Annotated in this window: 16 protein-coding genes; 15 read left to right on the top strand and 1 reads right to left on the bottom strand. The window is 65.0% G+C overall.

Annotated features, from left to right (window positions below; all coding sequences use genetic code 11):
- Window positions 1-29: 29 nt before the first annotated feature.
- The 15 genes from serC to mnhG all read left to right on the top strand — a co-directional run bounded on the left by serC (window position 30) and on the right by mnhG (window position 16,411).
- A complete protein-coding gene (gene serC / locus ACK4HJ_RS15870) occupies window positions 30-1,139 on the top strand; it encodes a 3-phosphoserine/phosphohydroxythreonine transaminase (RefSeq protein WP_409833351.1) in 1,110 nt (369 codons plus the stop codon).
- A gap of 81 nt (window positions 1,140-1,220) precedes the next feature.
- Window positions 1,221-2,318, top strand: coding sequence for a prephenate dehydratase (gene pheA, locus ACK4HJ_RS15865; protein WP_409833349.1), 1,098 nt, complete (start codon window positions 1,221-1,223; stop codon window positions 2,316-2,318).
- A gap of 11 nt (window positions 2,319-2,329) precedes the next feature.
- Window positions 2,330-3,202: a prephenate dehydrogenase gene (locus ACK4HJ_RS15860; protein WP_409833347.1), complete on the top strand. Its 873-nt coding sequence runs from the start codon at window positions 2,330-2,332 to the stop codon at window positions 3,200-3,202.
- A gap of 161 nt (window positions 3,203-3,363) precedes the next feature.
- Window positions 3,364-5,400, top strand: coding sequence for a bifunctional 3-phosphoshikimate 1-carboxyvinyltransferase/cytidylate kinase (locus ACK4HJ_RS15855; protein ID WP_409833345.1), 2,037 nt, complete (start codon window positions 3,364-3,366; stop codon window positions 5,398-5,400).
- Between the two features lie 195 nt (window positions 5,401-5,595).
- A complete protein-coding gene (gene rpsA / locus ACK4HJ_RS15850; RefSeq protein WP_094290936.1) occupies window positions 5,596-7,281 on the top strand; it encodes a 30S ribosomal protein S1 in 1,686 nt (561 codons plus the stop codon).
- Window positions 7,282-7,411: 130 nt separating this feature from the next.
- Window positions 7,412-7,747, top strand: a complete 336-nt coding sequence (locus tag ACK4HJ_RS15845) for an integration host factor subunit beta (RefSeq protein ID WP_409833343.1) — start codon at window positions 7,412-7,414, stop codon at window positions 7,745-7,747.
- Between the two features lie 122 nt (window positions 7,748-7,869).
- Entirely contained in the window at window positions 7,870-8,211 is a 342-nt protein-coding gene (locus tag ACK4HJ_RS15840; RefSeq protein ID WP_409833341.1) for a lipopolysaccharide assembly LapA domain-containing protein, read from the top strand.
- Entirely contained in the window at window positions 8,201-9,358 is a 1,158-nt protein-coding gene (gene lapB / locus ACK4HJ_RS15835) for a lipopolysaccharide assembly protein LapB (protein ID WP_409833339.1), read from the top strand. The genes ACK4HJ_RS15840 and lapB overlap by 11 nt, the downstream gene beginning before the upstream one ends.
- Before the next feature lie 125 nt (window positions 9,359-9,483).
- Complete coding sequence (locus ACK4HJ_RS15830; protein WP_409833337.1) at window positions 9,484-9,936, top strand: ComEA family DNA-binding protein; 453 nt, start codon at window positions 9,484-9,486, stop codon at window positions 9,934-9,936.
- A gap of 126 nt (window positions 9,937-10,062) precedes the next feature.
- Window positions 10,063-13,035 (top strand): monovalent cation/H+ antiporter subunit A, encoded by a 2,973-nt coding sequence (locus ACK4HJ_RS15825; protein ID WP_409833336.1) that lies wholly within the window; start codon window positions 10,063-10,065, stop codon window positions 13,033-13,035.
- Window positions 13,026-13,391, top strand: coding sequence for a Na+/H+ antiporter subunit C (locus ACK4HJ_RS15820; RefSeq protein ID WP_409833334.1), 366 nt, complete (start codon window positions 13,026-13,028; stop codon window positions 13,389-13,391). Before ACK4HJ_RS15825 ends, ACK4HJ_RS15820 begins: the two co-directional genes overlap by 10 nt.
- Window positions 13,391-15,115, top strand: a complete 1,725-nt coding sequence (locus ACK4HJ_RS15815) for a monovalent cation/H+ antiporter subunit D (RefSeq protein ID WP_409833376.1) — start codon at window positions 13,391-13,393, stop codon at window positions 15,113-15,115. The genes ACK4HJ_RS15820 and ACK4HJ_RS15815 overlap by 1 nt, the downstream gene beginning before the upstream one ends.
- The gene (locus ACK4HJ_RS15810) at window positions 15,112-15,696 is read left to right on the top strand and encodes a Na+/H+ antiporter subunit E (RefSeq protein ID WP_409833332.1); all 585 of its coding nucleotides are present in this window, start codon (window positions 15,112-15,114) and stop codon (window positions 15,694-15,696) included. The genes ACK4HJ_RS15815 and ACK4HJ_RS15810 overlap by 4 nt, the downstream gene beginning before the upstream one ends.
- The gene (locus tag ACK4HJ_RS15805) at window positions 15,693-15,971 is read left to right on the top strand and encodes a K+/H+ antiporter subunit F (RefSeq protein ID WP_409833330.1); all 279 of its coding nucleotides are present in this window, start codon (window positions 15,693-15,695) and stop codon (window positions 15,969-15,971) included. Before ACK4HJ_RS15810 ends, ACK4HJ_RS15805 begins: the two co-directional genes overlap by 4 nt.
- Window positions 15,968-16,411, top strand: a complete 444-nt coding sequence (mnhG, locus tag ACK4HJ_RS15800; protein WP_409833328.1) for a monovalent cation/H(+) antiporter subunit G — start codon at window positions 15,968-15,970, stop codon at window positions 16,409-16,411. Before ACK4HJ_RS15805 ends, mnhG begins: the two co-directional genes overlap by 4 nt.
- An 81-nt stretch (window positions 16,412-16,492) precedes the next feature.
- Here mnhG and ACK4HJ_RS15795 read toward each other — a convergent pair whose 3' ends face one another.
- Entirely contained in the window at window positions 16,493-20,137 is a 3,645-nt protein-coding gene (locus tag ACK4HJ_RS15795; RefSeq protein WP_409833326.1) for a hydantoinase B/oxoprolinase family protein, read from the bottom strand.
- Window positions 20,138-20,215: the final 78 nt, after the last annotated feature.

The raw sequence follows: 20,215 nt of genomic DNA, 5'->3' as shown, positions 1-20,215 counted from the left end.
GCGCTAGCAGCCTTTTTTACTCAAATTTCATGACACGCCCATACAACTTCTCGGCCGGCCCGGCCGCCATCCCCACCGAAGTGCTGGAGCAGGCTGCGGCCGAGATGCTGGACTGGCATGGCAGCGGCATGGGCGTGATGGAAATGAGCCACCGGGGCAAGGAGTTCTTGTCCATCTACGAACAGGCCGAGGCCGATCTGCGCGAACTGCTTGCCGTGCCTTCGCACTTCAAGATCCTCTTCATGCAGGGCGGCGGCCTGGCGGAGAACGCCATCGTGCCGCTGAACCTTTCGCGGGCAGGCGTTGTGGACTTCGTCGTCACCGGCAGCTGGAGCCAGAAGTCGCAGAAGGAAGCGCGCAAGTACGCCTCCGAGGTCAACGTAGTGGCCTCTGGCGAGGAAACCAGCTTCACCACCCTGCCTGACCCGGCCACCTGGACCGTGAGCCGGGGTGCCAGCTACCTGCACATCTGCAGCAACGAAACCATCAACGGTATCGAGTTCCACCAGTTGCCCGACCTGAAGGCGTTGGGCAGCGACGCGCCACTGGTCATTGATTTCTCTTCCCACGTCGCCTCGCGCCCAGTGGACTGGTCCCGTGTGGGGCTGGCGTTTGGCGGTGCACAGAAGAACCTGGGGCCGGCTGGGCTGACACTGGTAGTGGTGCGGGAAGATCTGCTGGGCCACGCCCTGCCCGCCTGCCCCAGCGCCTTTGACTACAAGACGGTGGCCGACAACCACTCTATGTACAACACGCCGCCGACCTGGGGCATCTATGTAGCCGGGCTGACCTTCCAGTGGCTCAAGCGCCAGCGAGAAGGCGCCCTGACCGGCGTGGCCGCGATGGAACAGCGCAACATCGCCAAGGCTGCCCTGCTCTACAGCACCATCGACCAGTCGCAGCTGTATGTGAACAAGGTGTCCGTCACCTGCCGCTCGCGCATGAACATCCCGTTCTTCCTGCGCGACGAAAGCCGCAACGAAGCGTTCCTGGCCGGCGCCAAGGAGCGCGGCCTGCTGCAACTCAAGGGCCACAAGTCCGTGGGGGGTATGCGTGCCAGCGTCTACAACGCCATGCCGATCGAAGGCGTGCAGGCGCTGGTGGACTACATGCGAGAATTTGAACAAAAGCAGGCCTGATGCGCCGTGGAGCCGGTACCCAGACCACCCCGGCCCTCGCACCATTGTTGACCCCAACGCCTGCCCGCAACCCATCGTCCCATGAACAACCCGCAAGCCTCACCCGACCTCGCCAGCCTGCGCGTGCAGATCGACAGCATTGACCAGCAACTACTTACCCTGCTGAACCAGCGGGCGCTGGTGGCCGAACAGGTGGGCGAGGTCAAGAAACGCGAGGGCACCCCGTTCTTCCGCCCCGACCGCGTGGCCCAGGTCATCGACAAGATCACCCACGCCAACCCCGGCCCGCTCAAGGGCGCACATGTCGCCGCCATTTGGCGCGAGATCATGTCGGCCTGCCTGGCGCTTGAGTCGCCGCAGCGCGTGGCCGTGCTGGGCCCCGAGGGCACGTTCTGCGAGCAGGCCGCCATCGAATTTTTTGGCGGCGCCGCTGATCTGATGTACTGCGCCAACTTCGACGAAGTCTTCCACGCCACCGCCGCAGGCAGCGCGCAGTACGGCGTGGTGGGCGTGGAGAACTCGACGGAAGGCGTGGTCACGCGCTCACTCGACCTCTTTCTGCACACACCGACTCACGTGGTCGGCGAAGTGAGCCTGCTGGTACGTCACAACCTGCTGCGCACCAGCAATTCGCTCGACGGCATCGAGGTGGTGTTGGCGCACCCGCAGGCGCTGGCGCAGTGCCAGGCGTGGCTGTCCAAGCACCTGCCCCATGCAGAGCGCCGCCCGGTATCCAGCAACGCCGAAGGCGCCCGCCTGGCCACCACCAACCCGGCCTGGGCCGCCCTGTCCAGCGAGCGCGCGGCCACCCAGTTCGGCCTGCACATCGTGGCCCACGCGATCCAGGACGACGCCTACAACCGCACGCGTTTCGCCATCATCTGCCTGCCGCACACGCTGCAGACGCCTCCCCCGTCGGGCAAGGACTGTACAAGCCTCGTGGTGTCGGTGCCCAACCGGCCCGGCGCTGTGCACGACCTGCTCGTGCCACTCAAGAACCACGGCGTGTCCATGACGCGCTTTGAGTCGCGCCCTGCTCGCACGGGCCAGTGGGAGTATTACTTCTACATAGACCTCGACGGCCACCCCGCCCAGCCCCATGTGGCGCGGGCGCTGGAAGAACTGCGCGGGCTGTGCGCGTTCTACAAGGTCCTGGGCACCTACCCCGTGTCGTCCTGAGGAGCAGCGCCATGTTTGAACAATTGGGACTGATCGGCTGCGGGCTCATGGGCGGCTCATTTGCGCTGGCCATGAAGAAGGCAGGCCTCGTCAAGCGCGTGGTGGGCTACAGCAAATCGCCCTCCACTACCGACCGCGCCCGCCAGCTGGGGGTGATCGACGTGGAGGCGCCGTCCGCCCTGCTCGCTGTGGCGGGGGCCGACATCGTGCTGGTAGCTGTGCCGGTGGCTGCCACTGAAGCCACGCTCAAGGCCATCAAGCACCTGGTCACGCCACAGATGCTCATCATGGACGTGGGCTCCACCAAGGCCGACGTGGTGCAGGCCGCCCGCCGGGCGCTGCGCGACCAAGTGGGCTCGTTTGTGCCCGCCCACCCCATCACGGGTCGCGAAGTCTCTGGTGTGGAGCACGCCGAGGCCGATCTCTACAGCGGGCGCCAAGTGATCCTGACGCCCACCGAGCGTACCTACACCGCGCAGTTGCAAAAGGCGGAAGAGATCTGGGCGGCTCTGGGCAGCCGCGTCTCCAGCATGTCGCCCGAGTCGCACGACGCCGCCTTTGCGGCTGTCAGCCACTTGCCGCACCTGCTGGCGTTCGCCATGATGAACAGCATCACCGGTCAGTCCTCGGGTGACGACTTCCTGTCCCTGGCCGGACCGGGGTTCCGCGACTTCACGCGCATCGCGGCCAGCGACCCCAAGGTGTGGCGCGACATCCTGCTGTCCAACCGCGAAGAGCTGATCGCCCAGTCCAAGCTGTTCCAGCAGGCCTTGCGCAATCTTGAAAAGGCGATGCAGGACGGCGACGCGCAGGCCCTGGAAGACATGGTGACTCTGGCGAGCGAAACGCGTGCGCATTGGCGCATGGGTGCAAAAAGAAAATAGCCCCCTGAATCGCCTTCGGCGCCTTCCCCCTTGAGGGGGACGCACCCGGTGGCCTGGCGGAGCCAGTTCCACGGGTGCACTGGTGTGAACGCGCCAGTTGCACAGCCCTTGGCCGCGCGAACGCTCTTTGCTCTTTGAGCTGCAATGGACGAATTTGACCGATGTACAGCACCGCATTCCTAGACCTGCCCCCGTTGCAAGCCGCTGCCGGCGAAGTCCATCTGCCGGGCTCCAAAAGCATTTCCAACCGTGTGCTGCTGCTGGCGGCGTTGAGCGCAGGCACGACCACCGTGCATGACCTGCTCGCGTCGGACGATACCCGGGTGATGCTCGATGGCCTGCGGCAGATCGGCTGCACCGTGGACGAAGTGGGCGGCGGCACGGTGCACATCACAGGGCTTGGCGGGCGCACACCCCGCTCGCCGGCGAAGCTCTTCATGGGCAATGCGGGCACGGCCATGCGGCCACTCACGGCGGCGCTCGCTTTGCTGGGTGGCGAATTTGAACTCGCCGGCGTGCCGCGGATGCACGAACGGCCGATTGGCGACCTAGTGGATGCGCTGCGCCAGTTGGGCTGCCAGATCGACTACCTCGGCAACGAGGGCTACCCGCCCTTGCGCATTGCCCATGGCCAGGGCGTCCCGGCCCTTGCGCTGGTCGCGCCTATCCGCGTGCGCGGCGATGTCTCCAGCCAGTTCCTCACCGCGCTGCTCATGGCACTACCGCTGGCGGCGGCCTCACAGGACGTGGTGATCGAGGTGGTGGGTGAGCTGATTTCCAAGCCCTACATCGCCATCACGCTAGAGCTGCTGACCCGCTTTGGCATCACTGTGCAGCACGATCAATGGCAGCGCTTCACCATACCGGCCGGCAGCCACTATGAGTCGCCTGGCAGCATCCATGTTGAGGCAGACGCCTCATCCGCTAGCTATTTCATAGCACTTGGCGCAATCGCAGCAAGCGCTGGAGGCCAAAATGGCATCAAAATCCAGGGCGTAGGCCTGGATTCGATCCAGGGCGACATCCGCTTTGTAGAGGGTGCGCGCGCGATGGGCGCCGTGGTCACCGGCGGCCCCAACTGGCTGCAGATCGAGCGCGGCGCTTGGCCCCTCACCGCGATCGATCTGGATTGCAACCACATTCCGGATGCGGCCATGACGCTGGCCGTGATGGCGCTGTACGCCCAGGGGACGACCACCCTGCGCAACATCGCCAGCTGGCGCGTGAAGGAGACCGACCGCATTGCCGCCATGGCCACCGAGTTGCGCAAGCTCGGCGCCACCGTCGAGGAAGGCGCGGACTTCATCCGCGTGACGCCGCACGCCAGGGTGGAGGACTGGCGCGCCGCCAGCATCCACACCTATGACGACCACCGCGTGGCCATGTGCTTTTCACTGGCGGCCTTCAACCCGGCGGGGGTGCCTGTGCGCATTGAAGACCCCAAGTGCGTCGCCAAGACCTTTCCGGACTATTTCGAGACACTGTTTTCTGTGGCGCAAGCAGCTATCGACGAGGTCCCGGTGATCTGCATCGACGGTCCCACGGCCTCTGGCAAGGGCACGGTGGCGGCCGCCGTGGCGCAGCGACTGGGCTACCGCTTCCTGGATTCTGGCGCCATGTACCGCATCACCGCGCTGGCGGCCATCCGCACCGGACTGCAGATTGATGCTGGGCACGAGGCCCGGATTGCCCAGATGGCAGAGACCCTTCCCGTGCGCTTCGAGGGCGGCCGGGTGTGGCTTGCCAGCGACGACGTGACCGACGCCATCCGTACCGAGGAGGCCGGCATGAATGCCTCGCGTGTCTCAGCCCTGCCCGCCGTCCGGCAGGCCCTGGTGGCGCTGCAGCACAGTTTCCAGCGCGTGCCGGGCCTGGTGGCCGACGGGCGCGACATGGGCACAGTGATCTTTCCGGACGCGCCTTTGAAGGTCTACCTGACGGCCAGCGCCGCCTGCCGCGCGGAACGCCGTTATAAACAGTTGATTTCAAAGGGTTTTTCGGCTAATATCGACGACCTTCGTGCGGACCTCGAAGCGCGCGACCTGCGGGACAGCTCCCGCCCGGTGGCACCGCTCAAGCCCGCGCAGGACGCTCTGGTCCTGGACAACTCCGATTTGACGATTGAACAAGCCGTTGAAAAGGTGCTTGCCTGGTGGCAAGAGCGCCAGCCTTTCGCAGCAGTTGCTGCACAGGGCTGACCCCGTGGAGCCTTCGGGCTCCAGGCAAGGCTGCAAGGCCCTGCCACAGGCCCACACGCCCCCCCTCGCGCGCCAGCGCACCGGCAGTGTGGATCGTTAATCTAACCCGCGGCCCAGCCGCAAAAAACCACCGCAAGCAGCTATAAAAACGGTAGCAATGGTGCTGCCGGAATCCTGTTTGTGGCAAGGAAACACATGTCCGAATCTTTTGCCGCCCTTTTTGAAGAATCTCTGCAGCGCACGGAAATGCGCCCAGGCGAAGTCATCACCGCTGAGGTCGTGCGCGTTGAGCACAACTTCGTGGTCGTGAACGCTGGCCTCAAGTCCGAAGCCTACGTGCCGCTGGAAGAGTTCAAGAACGACAAGGGCGAAGTCGAAGTCCAAGTGGGTGACTTCGTGTCGGTGGCCATTGGCTCCATCGAAAACGGCTACGGCGACACCATCCTGTCGCGCGACACCGCCAAGCGTCTGGCTTCGTGGATGAGCCTGGAAAAGGCCCTGGAATCCGGCGAATTCGTCACCGGCACCACGTCCGGCAAGGTCAAGGGCGGCCTGACTGTCCTGGTCAACGGCATCCGCGCATTCCTGCCCGGTTCGCTGATCGATACCCGTCCGATCAAGGATCTGACGCCGTACGAAAACAAGACCATGGAATTCAAGGTCATCAAGCTGGACCGCAAGCGCAACAACGTGGTGCTGAGCCGCCGCGCTGTGGTGGAAGCCTCCATGGGCGAAGAGCGCGCCAAGCTGATGGAAACCCTGAAGGAAGGTTCCATCGTTCAAGGCGTGGTCAAGAACATCACCGAATACGGTGCGTTCGTGGACCTGGGCGGCATCGACGGCCTGCTGCACATCACCGACATGGCATGGCGCCGCGTGCGTCACCCCTCCGAAGTGGTGACTGCTGGCCAGGAAATCACCGCCAAGATCCTGAAGTTCGACACCGAGAAGAACCGTGTCTCGCTGGGTCTGAAGCAAATGGGTGACGACCCCTGGATGGGCGTGAACCGCCGTTACCCCCAAGGCACGCGCCTGTTCGGCAAGATCACGAACATCGCCGACTACGGCGCATTCGTGGAACTCGAACCCGGCATCGAAGGCCTGGTGCACGTCTCCGAAATGGACTGGACCAACAAGAACATCGCTCCCGCCAAGCTGGTTTCGCTGGGCGACGAAGTCGAAGTCATGGTCCTGGAAATCGACGAAGACAAGCGCCGCATCAGCCTGGGCATGAAGCAGTGCAAGGCCAACCCATGGCAAGAATTCGCACAGGACACGAAGCGCGGCGACCGCGTGAAGGGCCCCATCAAGTCCATCACCGACTTCGGCGTGTTCGTGGGCTTGGCTGCCGGTATCGACGGCCTGGTGCATCTGTCTGACCTGTCGTGGAACGAACCCGGCGAAGCCGCTGTTCGCAACTACAAGAAGGGCCAGGAAGTGGAAGCGATCGTGCTGGCCGTGGACGTGGACCGCGAACGCATCTCGCTGGGCATCAAGCAGCTCGACGGCGACCCATTCACGACCTTCGTAACCGTGAACGACAAGGGCCAGACGGTGACCGGCAAGGTCAAGACCGTGGACGCCCGCGGAGCTGAAATCGACCTCGGCGAAGACATCGTGGGCTACCTGCGCGCTTCGGAAATCTCCCGTGACCGCGTGGAAGATGCCCGCAACGTGCTCAAGGAAGGCGACGAAGTCACGGCCGTGGTGGTGAACGTGGATCGCAAGACCCGCAACATCCAGCTGTCGATCAAGGCCAAGGACATGGCCGACCAACAAGAAGCCATGTCTTCGCTGTCCCAGCAATCTGCTCGCGAAAGCGCCGGCACGACCAGCCTGGGCGCCCTGCTGCGTGCCAAGCTGGACAACTCGGAAAAGTAAAGCGCTGACCCGGTAGGGAGCGATTCCTTACCCGGCCAGACAGCGGGCGCCTTGTGCGCCCGCTCTTTTTTCTAGAAGAAGAGAGACAACCTTGCCCTTCCCGGGCAACCCGCCTATGTCCCAAGATTCCATGACCCGCTCAGACCTTGTTGAGGAACTGGCCGCACGATTTGGCCAGCTCACTCACCGCGATGCTGAATACGCCGTGAAGACCATCCTGGACGCGGTAGGAGACGCCCTGGTGCGCGGGCACCGTATCGAGATCCGCGGCTTTGGCAGCTTTTCGGTCAACCACCGCCCACCCCGCATGGGCCGCAACCCGCGCAGCGGTGAGGCTGTGGCGATTCCGGAAAAACGCGTGCCACACTTCAAGCCCGGCAAGGCACTGCGCGAAGCGGTAGACAAACGCACGGCTGAGATGGAAGAAATCTCGGGCACACGCGGCGCCACACCGACTCAAAAATGATAGCTGCCAGCGCTTGATGGACAAGCGCTGGAGCCATTTTTTACGTGAAATGTGGCATGCCAACCGCCACGTGAACCCAGGTGGAGACACCGCCTAGAATCGCCCCACCACTGGGGAGACCGATGAAATACCTCCTGTGGCTGCTCAAGGCAGCCATTTTTTTTACGCTGTTTGCCTTTGCGCTGAACAACCAGCAAGACGCCACGGTGCATTTTTTCTTTGGCACGCAGTGGCGCGCGCCGCTGGTGCTGGTGGTGCTAACCGCCTTTGCAGCCGGGCTGGCCGTGGGTGTGCTGGGCATGGTGCCGCGCTGGTGGCGCCACCGCAATGCCGCGCGGCGCGCTCAGAAAGCGGTGGTCGCAGCGCCCACCTCTGCGACGGCAACAACAACCACCGCCGCCGGCCCTGGCACCACCCCGGCCGCTTCTCCCGTGTCTGAACTGCCCTCCGTTCATGGAATTTGACCTCAGCTGGGTTCTGCTGGGCCTGCCGGTGGCCTTTGTGCTGGGCTGGCTGGCGTCGCGCTTCGACCTGCGCCAGTTGCGCGCCGAAAACCGCCGTGCCCCCAAGGCCTACTTCAAGGGCTTGAACTTTTTGCTCAACGAGCAGCAGGACCAGGCCATCGACGCCTTCATCGAGGCGGTGCAAAACGATCCCGATACCTCGGAGCTGCACTTCGCCCTGGGCAACCTGTTCCGTCGCCGCGGCGAATACGACCGCGCCGTGCGCGTGCACGAACACCTGCTGTCGCGCGGTGACCTTTCTCGCGCCGACCGCGAACGCGCGCAGCATGCCCTGGCGCTCGACTTCCTCAAGGCCGGCCTGCTGGACCGTGCAGAAGACGCACTGCATCGCCTGGAAGGCACGCCCTTCGAAGCCCAGGCCCGGCTGGCGCTGCTGGCGATCTACGAGCGCTCGCGCGACTGGCCGCATGCCGCTGCCATCGCCCAAAAGATGCATGCTGCGGATCAGGGCGACTTCAGCACCCGCCAGGCGCACTACTTGTGCGAACAGGCGCTGACCCTCAGCGGCCAGGGCGACCTGCCGGGCGCCCTGGCCCTGCTGCAACAAGCGGTGGCCGCAGCGCCCGACGCTGCGCGCGCTCGTGTCGAGATGGCCCGCTTGCAACGGCTGATGGGGCGTCCGGCCGATGTGCTGGCCACCCTGCGAACGCTCGGCGACCGCAACCCCGCCGCCCTGCCCCTGGCAGCACCGCTGATGGTGGAGGCTGCCACGGCCACCGGGCAGGTGCCGCAGGTGCAGGCACTGCTGCAGGCGCACTACGAGCAGGCCCCGTCGCTCGACGTGCTGGAAAGCCTGGTGGCCATGGAACTGGCGAACGAGGCTACGGCCGACACGGCGCGGCAGCGCTACGTTCAGCACCTCGACAGGGAACGCTCGCTGGTGGCCGCTGCCAAGTGGCTGGCGACCGAGAAACTGGAGCATGAGGAATTTCACCCACAGATCCAGCGCGCTTTGGACCATGCCGTCAAGCCGCTGACACGCTACCGCTGCGCGGCCTGCGGGTTTGAGGCACGACAGCATTTCTGGCAATGCCCCGGCTGCCAGACCTGGGACAGCTACCCCGCGCGGCGCGTGGAAGAGCTCTGAAACAACTGGCAACAGCGCGTTTCCAGCACTGGATAAGATGGCCGCGCGGCGCAGGGTGCGCCGCGCACACAGGGCCAGTTCGCCCGTTGATTCATTCATCATCCACACATTGAGGGAGTCCCATCATGTTCAAGAAAATCCTGCTGATCATCACCATGCTGTACGCCGCAGCGGCCTTTGCTGCAGTGGACGTGAACAAGGCCACCGAAGCTGAACTCGACGGCATCAAAGGCATTGGCCCCGGCCTCTCCAGCAAGATCCTTGATGAGCGCAAGAACGGTAACTTCAAGGATTGGAACGACTTCATTGCCCGCGTGAGCGGGGTGGGCGAAAAGACCGCTGCGAAGTTCTCCAGCGAAGGCCTGACCGTGAATGGCAAGAAATTCAACGCTGCGGCCACCGCCAAATCGGACGGCAAGACGGCGACGGGTGGCGAGAAGGCCGAAAAGAACGCCGAGAAGAAAACCAAGAGCGACAAGGCAGACAAGGCCACCGCTCCCGCCAAGCCCGTCGCGCAAGCACCCGCTGCGGCACCTGCCGCCACGTCGACGGCAACCGACAGCGCTACAAAAAAGTAAGCACGCCATGCAGTGTGCAAGCCCGCTTTGGCGGGCTTTTTTTGCGTGCGCGGCCTGCCGCCCCCTTGCGAACAAGGTCCGTTGCGATGAAAGGCCTTTGAAATCACCGCATAGAATCTTCGGCGCATGCCCCTGATCACCCTCATTCTTCTCCCCTTCATCGGCAGCCTGCTGGCAGCGGTTCTGCCGTCCAACGCCCGCAATACCGAGTCCACGCTGGGTGGGCTCATCGCGCTTTTCTGCACCGTGCAGGCAGCGCTTTACTTTCCGGAGATTGCGAACGGGGGCGTATTGCGGCAAGAGATTGCGTGGATTCCCGCGCTGGGGCTGAACCTGATCATTCGCATGGACGGCTTTGCGTGGATGTTCTGCATGCTGGTGCTGGGCGTGGGCAGCCTGGTGGTGCTGTATGCGCGCTACTACATGTCGCCGGCCGACCCGGTCCCACGTTTCTTCTCGTTTTTCCTCGCCTTCATGGGGGCCATGACAGGCGTGGTGCTGTCTGGCAACCTCATCCAGATCGCGTTCTTCTGGGAGCTGACGAGCCTGTTCTCGTTTCTGCTCATCGGCTACTGGCATCACCGCAAGGACGCCCGGCGCGGCGCACGCATAGCGCTCACCGTCACAGGCACGGGCGGCCTGGCCATGCTGGCGGGCATGCTGGTGCTGGGCCACATCGTGGGCAGCTACGACCTGGACCATGTGCTGGTGGCGGGGCAGCTCATCCAGAACCACCCGCTGTACCTTACGGCACTGGTGTTGATACTGCTGGGCGCGCTCACAAAAAGCGCGCAGTTCCCCTTCCACTTCTGGCTGCCCAACGCCATGGCCGCGCCAACGCCGGTGTCGGCCTACCTGCATTCGGCCACCATGGTGAAGGCAGGCGTGTTCCTTATGGCCCGGTTGTGGCCTGCGCTGTCGGGCACGGAAGAGTGGTTCTGGCTGGTGGGCGGCGCGGGCCTGGCTACGCTGCTGGTGGGCGGCTATGCGGCCATGTTCCAGAACGACCTCAAGGGGCTGCTTGCGTACTCCACCATTTCGCACCTGGGGCTCATCACCTTGCTGCTGGGCCTGAACAGCCCGCTTGCCGCCGTGGCCGCAGTGTTCCACATCATGAACCATGCCACGTTCAAGGCCTCGCTGTTCATGGCTGTAGGGATCGTGGACCATGAGAGCGGTACGCGCGACATCCGGCGGCTCTCAGGCCTGCGCAAGATGATGCCGATCACCGCCACGCTGGCCATGGTGGCCAGCGCGGCCATGGCGGGCGTGCCACTGCTCAACGGTTTCCTGTCCAAGGAAATGTTCTTTGCCGAAACCGTGTACGTGAACACCACGCCGCTGCTGGAATGGCTGCTGCCCGTGTCCGCCACGGTGGCCGGCATGTTCAGCGTGGCGTATTCGCTGCGCTTCACGGTGGATGTGTTCTTTGGCCCACCCGCCACCGACCTGCCGCGCCCACCGCACGAGCCACCGCACTGGATGCGCGTGCCGGTGGAGCTGCTCGTGCTGGCTTGCTTGGTGGTGGGCACCTTGCCCGCTTGGTCCGTGGGCGCGTATCTGGCCGCTGCAGCGCAGCCTGTGGTGGGTGGCGAGCTGCCCACGTACAGCCTGTCCGTGTGGCACGGCCTGAACACACCGTTCGTCATGAGCCTGGTGGCGCTGGGCGGGGGCATTGCGCTGTACGGCCTGCTTCGCTGGCAGCGCGCCCGAGGGGCCCTGGATGCTCCCCCGCTCATGCAATACATCAACGGCCAGCGTTTGTTTGAAGGGCTGCTGGCACTGGTCTCGCAAGCGGGGCGCAAAGGGCGCTTCTGGCTGGGCACGAACCGTCTGCAGTGGCAGATGCTGTGGCTGGTCAGCGCTGCGTTGCTGGCTGGCGTGCTGCCGCTGTGGTCGCGGGGCCTGCCGATCGGCGACCGCACGCAATTGCCGCTGTCGCCTGCATTTGCCCTGTTGTGGCTGCTTGGCGCCCTGTGCGCCATGGCGGCTGCCTGGCAGGCCAAATACCACCGGCTCGCCGCCCTCACGCTGCTCGGCGGCTCAGGCCTGTGCGTGTGCATCACCTTCCTGTGGTTCTCTGCGCCTGACCTCGCCCTCACCCAGATCGTGGTGGAGATCGTCACCACCATCCTGATCCTGCTCGGCTTGCGCTGGCTGCCCCGGCGGGATGAAAGCCTGCGCCTGCCCACCCTGGCCGAAGCGCGTCGCACCCAGTTGCGCCGCTACCGCGATATGACCCTGGCTCTGGTGACCGGCGGGGGCATGGCCTTGCTTTCATTTGCCATGATGAGCCGCCCCTTCCCAGACAGCACGTCCACCTTCTTCCTGGAAAACGCGCTCACGGGCGGCGGCGGCACCAACGTGGTCAACGTGATGCTGGTGGACTTCCGCGGTTTTGACACCTTTGGAGAGATCGTGGTGTTGGGCATCGTGGCGCTCACCGTGTATGCGCTGCTGCGCCGCTTCCGCCCTGCGCGCGAAGTGATGGACCTGCCACCCCAGCAGCGCGCCCTGCCCGCCGACGTTGACACCGACCTGGCCAACCCGCGCCAGACGGCCGACACGGCCATTGGCTACCTCATGGTGCCTGCCGTGCTGGTGCGACTGCTGCTGCCGTTTGCCACGCTGGTGTCCATGTACATCTTCATGCGTGGCCACAACGAGCCTGGTGGCGGCTTTGTGGCGGGGCTGGTGTTCTCTGTGGCGCTGCTGCTGCAATACATCGTGTCAGGCACCTCGTGGGTTGAGGCCCACCTGCCGCTGTACCCGCGCCGCTGGATCGGCATAGGCCTGCTCACGGCGCTGGCAACTGGGCTGGGCGCACTGGTCTGGGGCTTCCCGTTCCTCACCAGCCACACCGCACACTTCACAGTGCCGTGGCTTGGCGAGGTCCACGTCGCCAGCGCGCTGTTCTTTGACATCGGCGTGTTCACCCTGGTGGTGGGCTCAACCCTTCTCATCCTCACCGGCATAGCCCACCAATCGGTGCGCAGCCACCGCTACAACAACACGCGCGCCGCCGAAGAGGCCCAGGCCGCGCAGGAGGCCGTTGCGCCTGCCACCAACGCTGCACGGGGAGAAGGCGCATGGAACTGATACTCGCCCTCGCCATTGGCGTGCTCACGGGCTCGGGCGTGTGGCTGCTGCTGCGCCCCCGCACCTACCAGATCATCATGGGGCTGTCGCTGCTGTCTTATGCGGTCAATCTCTTCATCTTCAGCATGGGCCGCCTGGGGCTGGCCATCGACAAGGAACCCGTGCTGCGCGATGGTGTGCCGCAAGACCTGATGCACTATGCCGACCCCATGCCCCAGGCGCTCACCCTCACGGCCATCGTGATCGGCTTTGCGATGACTGCGCTTTTCCTCGTGGTGCTGCTGGCTTCGCGCGGCATGTCGGGTACCGACCACGTGGACGGCGTCCGTGCCAAAGATGCGCAGGAGATGCCATGATGGAGACGAGCTTCACCGCGTCCGTCACGGCGCTGCTCATGCCGCACCTGATCCTTGCGCCCATCGCTTTGCCGATGGTGACCGCCGGACTCATGCTGCTGCTGCGCGAAGAACGCCAGCGCACTAAGGCAGCGCTCAACATCGCGGCCACGTTCCTTGGCCTCGTGGTGGCCGTGCTGCTGCTGGTGCAGGCCAAGGACCCCAGCGTCCAGACCAGCCTGGGGGTTTACTTGCCTGGCAACTGGCCCGCTCCGTACGGCATCGTGCTCGCCATCGACCGGCTGTCGGCCATGATGCTGGTGCTCACCAGCACCATTGCGCTGGCCACGGTGCTGTTTTCCGCTGCGCGCTGGCACCGGGCAGGAGTGCACTTTCACCCGCTGTTCCAATTCCAGCTGATGGGTCTGGCAGGCGCCTTTCTCACGGCCGACCTGTTCAACCTGTTCGTGTTCTTCGAGATCATGCTGGCCGCCTCCTACGGGCTGCTGCTGCACGGATCGGGGCGGCAGCGCGTTTCAGCGGGGCTGCACTACATCGCCATCAATCTGGCAGCCTCGTCGCTGTTCCTGATCGGTGTGTCGATGCTGTATGGCATCACCGGCACGCTGAACATGGCCGATCTGGCCCAAAGCATGGCCGAGATCGCCCCGGCAGACCGCGGGCTGCTGCACGCGGCCGCCGCCATCCTGGCCGTGGCCTTCCTCATCAAGGCTGCCGTATGGCCGCTCAACTTCTGGCTGGTTCCCGCCTACAGCGCAGCCACGGCCCCCGTCGGTGCCCTGTTTGCACTGATGACCAAAGTGGGCATGTACAGCGTGCTGCGGTTGTGGACCCTGCTGTTCGGTGCCGAGGCCGGTGAGTCGGCCTTGTTCGGCAGCCAGTGGCTGATCGGCGGCGGCATGTTGACCATGGCGTTTGGTGCTGTGGGCATGCTGGGGTCACAGCGGCTGGGGCATCTGGCGGGGTTCAGCGCCATTCTTTCGTCGGGCACGCTGTTGGCGGCCGTGGGCTTTGGGCACAACCTGCTCACCGCCGGCCTGCTGTACTACATGCTGGGCTCCACGCTGGCCGTGAGCGCACTGTTCCTGCTGAGTGACCTGATCGATCGCTGGCGCAACGACGGCGCCAACCTAGCGCCCTATGAGCAGACCGATGACGCGCCATTCCTCTCGGCCGATCTGGTGCCCACCGAAGGCATGAACCTGGACGACAAGGAGCAGGCCCTGATCGGCCAGGTGATTCCGGCCGCTGCGGCCTTCCTGGGCCTGGCCTTCATGGCGTGCACGCTGGTGATTGCAGGCCTGCCACCGCTGCCCGGTTTCGTGGGCAAGTTCGCCATGGTCCACGCGTTGCTCAATCCGCTGGGCCTGGGTGCGTCCCATGGGTACCCGCTGGGCGCCGCAGGCTGGTCGTTGGTAGCGCTGCTGGTCGTGTCCGGCCTGCTGGCGCTCATCGCACTCACGCGTTCGGGCATCCGCCACTTCTGGTCAGTCCAGGGGCGGGCATCACCCCGGCTGCTGGTGCTGGAGGGCTTTCCCATTGCGCTGCTGCTGGTGGGCTGCGCTGCCTTGGTGTGGCAGGCTGGTGCGGTGATGCGCTACACCCAGGCTACCGCCGATGCGCTGCACGCACCCGCCACCTATGTGCGCGCCATCATGTCGGCTGCGCCCGTCCCCACTCCGCCGCGCGACCCGGCAACAGCACCCAAGGGGCCCACGCCATGAACAAGCCCCTCAGCGATTCCATGGGCCACAACCCTTCCACTGCGGAGCAAGGCAGCCAAACCTTGCCCAGCGCCCCTCGGCGGCGGCGCCCGCTGCAGCGGGCGGTGCCGGCCCCCCTGCTGTCCCTGGCACTTCTGGGCCTGTGGCTGGTGCTCAACCGCACGCTGAGCCCCGGGCACATCGTGCTGGGTGCGCTGCTGGGTTTGGCCATCCCTCTGGTCACCGCCGGACTTCGCCCCTTGCCGGTGCGCATTCGCAAGCCGGGTGCGGTGGTGAAATTGGGCTTCACGGTGGCCAAAGACACCGTGTTGTCGAACCTCACCGTGGCGCGGTTGCTGCTGGCGCCGGGCCGTCGGCACCACCCGCCCGGTTTTGTTCACATTCCGCTGGACCTGCGGGACCCCAACGGCCTGGCCGTGCTGGCCATGGTGGTGTGCATTACGCCCGGCACCGCCTGGGCCGAGTTGGCGCTGGACCGCAGCATGCTGCTGCTGCATGTGCTGGAGGTCGACGACCCTGCAGCCATCGCCGCCCACGTCAAGGAGCGCTACGAGCGCCCGCTGATGGAGATTTTTGAATGACCCCCGTGCTCGACTGGGCGCTGCCCATCGCCCTCTTCATGCTGGCCTTGGCCATGGGCTGCGCACTGATCCGCCTGCTGCGCGGCCCCTCCGCGCAAGACCGGGTTCTGGCGCTGGACTGCATGTACCTGAGCGGCATGCTCATGATGCTGGTGCTGGGCCTGCTCTACAGCAGCAAGAACTACTTCGAGGCCGCCCTGCTGCTGGCCCTGTTCAGCTTTGTGGGTGCCATGGCCATGGCCAAGTTTCTGCTACGCGGCGAGGTGATCGAATGACCGAAACCGATGTCGCCGCTGTGCTGCCCCTGTGGCTGGAGATCATCGTGGCCGTGCTGGTGCTGGGGGGCGCCAGCCTCGCACTGCTGGGCTCCAGCGGCCTGCTGCGCCTGCCCACTTTTTTCGAGCGTGTGCATGCGCCCGCGATCATTGCCACGCTAGGCTGTTGGCTCATCATGCATGGCACGGTGCTTTACTTCACCGTAGCAGACCGCAGCATTGCGCTGCATGCCTTGCTGATCGCCGTGTTCGTGGCCATCACGGTGCCGATCATGTCGATCTTCCTGATGCGCGCGGCGCTGTTCCGTGCGCGGCAGATGGGCCAGGATGTGCCACCCAGCCTGAGCCAGCCCAAAGCAGAGCCCCCCGCTCCCGGAACGGCCTTCACGACGCCACCCGACGCCGCACGTGAAACGCCCCAGGCACCGGGTGGTGCGTGACCCGGTCGAGTCAACAACTCCTGTTTTGATAGCTGTTAGCGCTTACCCAGGAAGCGCTAACAGCCATTTCGGCTTGCATTTTTAACCCGTAGCGCCGAAACCACCGCCCCCCGGCGTGTGGATTTCAAACACATCACCCGGCTGCATTTCGGCCTGGCCGATGTGGTCCAGCAGCTCCACCCGGCCATCGCTGCGCACCACCTTGTTGATGCCCACAGCACCCGGCTGACCACCCGCCATGCCAAACGCGCCATGGTGGCGGCCGTTCGACAGGATGCTGGCCGTCATCGGCTCCAGGAAGCGCACACGGCGGATGCCGCCATCACCGCCCTTCCACTGCCCGGCGCCGCCCGAGCCCTTGCGGATCTCGTAGCCTTCCAACCGCACGGGGAAGCGGAACTCCAGCACCTCGGGGTCCGTGAGGCGCGAGTTGGTCATGTGGCATTGCACGACGCTGGTGCCGTCAAACCCGCCCGCCAGTTGCCCATTGGCATCCCACACCCCGCCCGCGCCGCTGCCACCCGAGATGGTCTCGTAGTACTGGTAGCGCGTGCTGCCAAAGGTGAAGTTGTTCATGGTGCACTGTCCCGCCGCCATCAGGCCCAGCGCGCCGTACAGCGCGTTGGTGATGCAGGTGGAGGTCTCCACGTTGCCCGCCACCACCGACGCCGGAGGGTTGGGGTTGAGCATGCTGCCGGGCGGGATGATCACGTTCAGCGGCTTGAGGCACCCGGCGTTCAGCGGAATGTCGTCATCCACCAGCGTGCGGAACACATACAGCACCGCCGCCATGCACACCGCCGTGGGCGCGTTGAAATTGTTGGTCTGCTGCGGGCTGGTGCCGGTGAAGTCGATGGTGGCGCTGCGGCTCGCTGCATCCACCTTCACGGCCACGCTGATCTGTGCGCCGTTGTCCAGCGGCAGGGTGAACGCGCCGTCCTTCAGCCGCGTGATAACACGGCGCACGGACTCTTCCGCGTTGTCCTGCACGTGGCGCATGTAGGCCTGCACCACGTCCAGCCCAAACTCGGCCACCATGCGGCGCAGCTCCTGCTGGCCCTTCTCGTTCGCTGCGATCTGCGCGCGCAGGTCGGCCATGTTCTGCTGCGGGTTGCGGCTGGGGTATTCGCCGCTTGAGAGCAGCGCAATCATCTCGGCCTCACGCAGCACGCCGCGCTCCACCAGCTTCACGTTGTTGATCTGCACGCCCTCTTCCTCGATGCGCGTGGAGAACGGTGGCATGGAACCCGGCGTGGTGCCGCCCACGTCGGCATGGTGGCCCCGGCTGCCCACATAGAACGTGGGTGTCGCTTCATCGGCAATGTAGACCGGCGTGATGACGGTGATGTCGGGCAAATGCGTGCCACCGTGGTAAGGGTCGTTGAGCACAAACACGTCGCCGGGCTGCATCTTGCCGCTGTTCTCGCGGATCACGGTCTTGATGCTCTCGCCCATCGAGCCCAGGTGCACGGGCATGTGGGGCGCGTTGGCAATCAGGTTGCCCTCGGCGTCGAACAGCGCGCAGCTGAAGTCCAACCGCTCCTTGATGTTCACCGAATACGCTGTGTTCTGCAGCTGCAGACCCATCTGCTCGGCGATGTTCATGAACAGGTTGTTGAACACCTCCAGCAACACCGGGTCCACCGTGGTGCCCACGGCATGCTGCACGGCGCGCGCCACGCGGCGGTTAAGCAGCAGGTGGTCCAGCTCGGTCAGCTGCGCCTCCCAGCCGGGCTCGACTATTGTTGTAGCGTTCTTCTCGGCAATGATGGCCGGGCCGGGGATCACATCGCCGGGGCGCAGATCCTCGCGCACCACCAGGGCGGCGTCGTGCCATGCCGCCACGCCGTCGATGCCGCCGGTGTACATGCGCACGGTGCTGCGGCGCGGTACCTCGCGGACGGGCTGCAGTGCGTGGCGCGGCTCCACGGGTGCATCGCCGGGCACCACCGCTTCGACCGACACGGCTTCCACCACCAGCCCCTTGCCCTGCATGAGGAAAGCAAAACGCTGGCGGTAAGCGTTCTCGAACGCGGCGGTGATTTCGGCCTGCGAACCAAACGGAACGATCAGCGCCGAGTCGCTGCCCTCGTAGCGCACATGCACGCGGCGGTGCACCACGGCTGTGCCCGCGCCCACCTGCTGGCGCTCCAGCTCGGTGCGTGCGGTGGTGGCCAATTGCTCCAGAGTGGCTTCGATACCAGCCAGCGCATCAGGCACCAGCTTGGTTTCCACGGCCTGTTCGCGGATCACGTTCTGGTCCGCCAGGCCCATGCCGTAGGCACTGAGCACACCGGCCAGCGGGTGAACAAACACGCGCGTCATGCCTAAAGCATCGGCCACCAAACACGCGTGCTGGCCGCCCGCGCCGCCAAAACACTGCAGGGTGTAGCGCGTCACGTCATACCCGCGAGCCACGCTGATTTTCTTGATCGCGTTGGCCATCTGCTGCACGGCGATCTGGATAAAGCCGTGGGCCACGTCCTCCCCGCTGCGGCCCGTCTGCGTGGCAAGTTCGCCAAACTTCTGCGCCACCGCGTCGCCGTCCAGCGCCTCATTGGCCGCATGGCCAAACACCTTGGGAAAGTGCGCGGGCTGGATCTTGCCCACCATCACGTTCGCATCCGTCACGGCCAGCGGGCCGCCGCGGCGGTAGCTGGCGGGGCCGGGGTTGGCGCCCGCGCTCTCGGGGCCTACGCGAAAGCGCGCACCGTCAAAGCCGAGAATGGAGCCGCCACCGGCCGCCACGGTGTGGATGCTCATCATGGGCGCGCGCATGCGCACGCCCGCCACCTGCGTCTCAAACTCGCGCTCGAACTCGCCCGCATAGTGGCTCACGTCGGTGCTGGTGCCGCCCATGTCAAAGCCGATGACCTTGTCGTGACCTGCCAAACCGGCGGTGCGGGCCATGCCGACGATGCCGCCTGCGGGGCCGCTCAAGATCGCGTCCTTGCCCTGGAACACCTGCGCGTCCGTGAGGCCGCCCGACGACTGCATGAAGAACAGCTTCACGCCCGGCATTTCGCTCGCCACCTGGTCCACATAGCGGCGAAGGATGGGCGACAGGTACGCATCCACCACGGTGGTGTCGCCCCGGCTCACCAGCTTCATCATGGGGCTGGTGGCGTGCGATGCGCTCACCTGCGTGAAGCCCATTTCGCGTGCGATGCGGGCGGCGGCTTCTTCGTGCGCGGTGTAGCGATAGCCATGCATGAACACGATGGCCGCGCTGCGCAGGCCCGCGTCGTAGGCCGCCCACAGGCGTTCCTTCAGGTGCGCTTCATCCAGCGGCTCGATCACTTCGCCTTGCGCGCCGATGCGTTCCTGCGCTTCGATCACGCGCTCGTACAGCAGCTCAGGCAGCACGATGTGGCGGTCGAACAGGCGCGGGCGATTCTGGTACGCAATGCGCAGCGCGTCCTTGAAGCCCTTGGTGGAAATGAGCAACGTGGGCTCGCCCTTGCGCTCGAGCAGCGCGTTGGTGGCGACGGTCGTGCCCATCTTCACGCACTCGACCAGATCCGGCGTGACCGGCTCGCCGGGCTTGAGGCCCAGCAAGTGGCGAATGCCAGCCACCGCCGCGTCCTTGTACTGCTCGGGGTTCTCCGACAGCAGCTTGTGCGTGACCAGGGTGCCATCCGGGCGTTTGCCCACCACATCGGTAAAGGTGCCGCCCCGGTCGATCCAGAACTGCCAGCGGGACATGGAATGGGTTTGGGTGGACATGTTTTTGCTACTCTATTGATAGCTGTTAGCGCTTTAAATATAAGCGCTGCAGCGGCTTTTTATTCAAATTTCATCTGC

The organism is Acidovorax sp. (assembly GCF_046294525.1).
Classification (GTDB): Bacteria; Pseudomonadota; Gammaproteobacteria; order Burkholderiales; family Burkholderiaceae_C; genus Acidovorax.
This window is presented reverse-complemented; position numbering and strand designations above follow the sequence as displayed.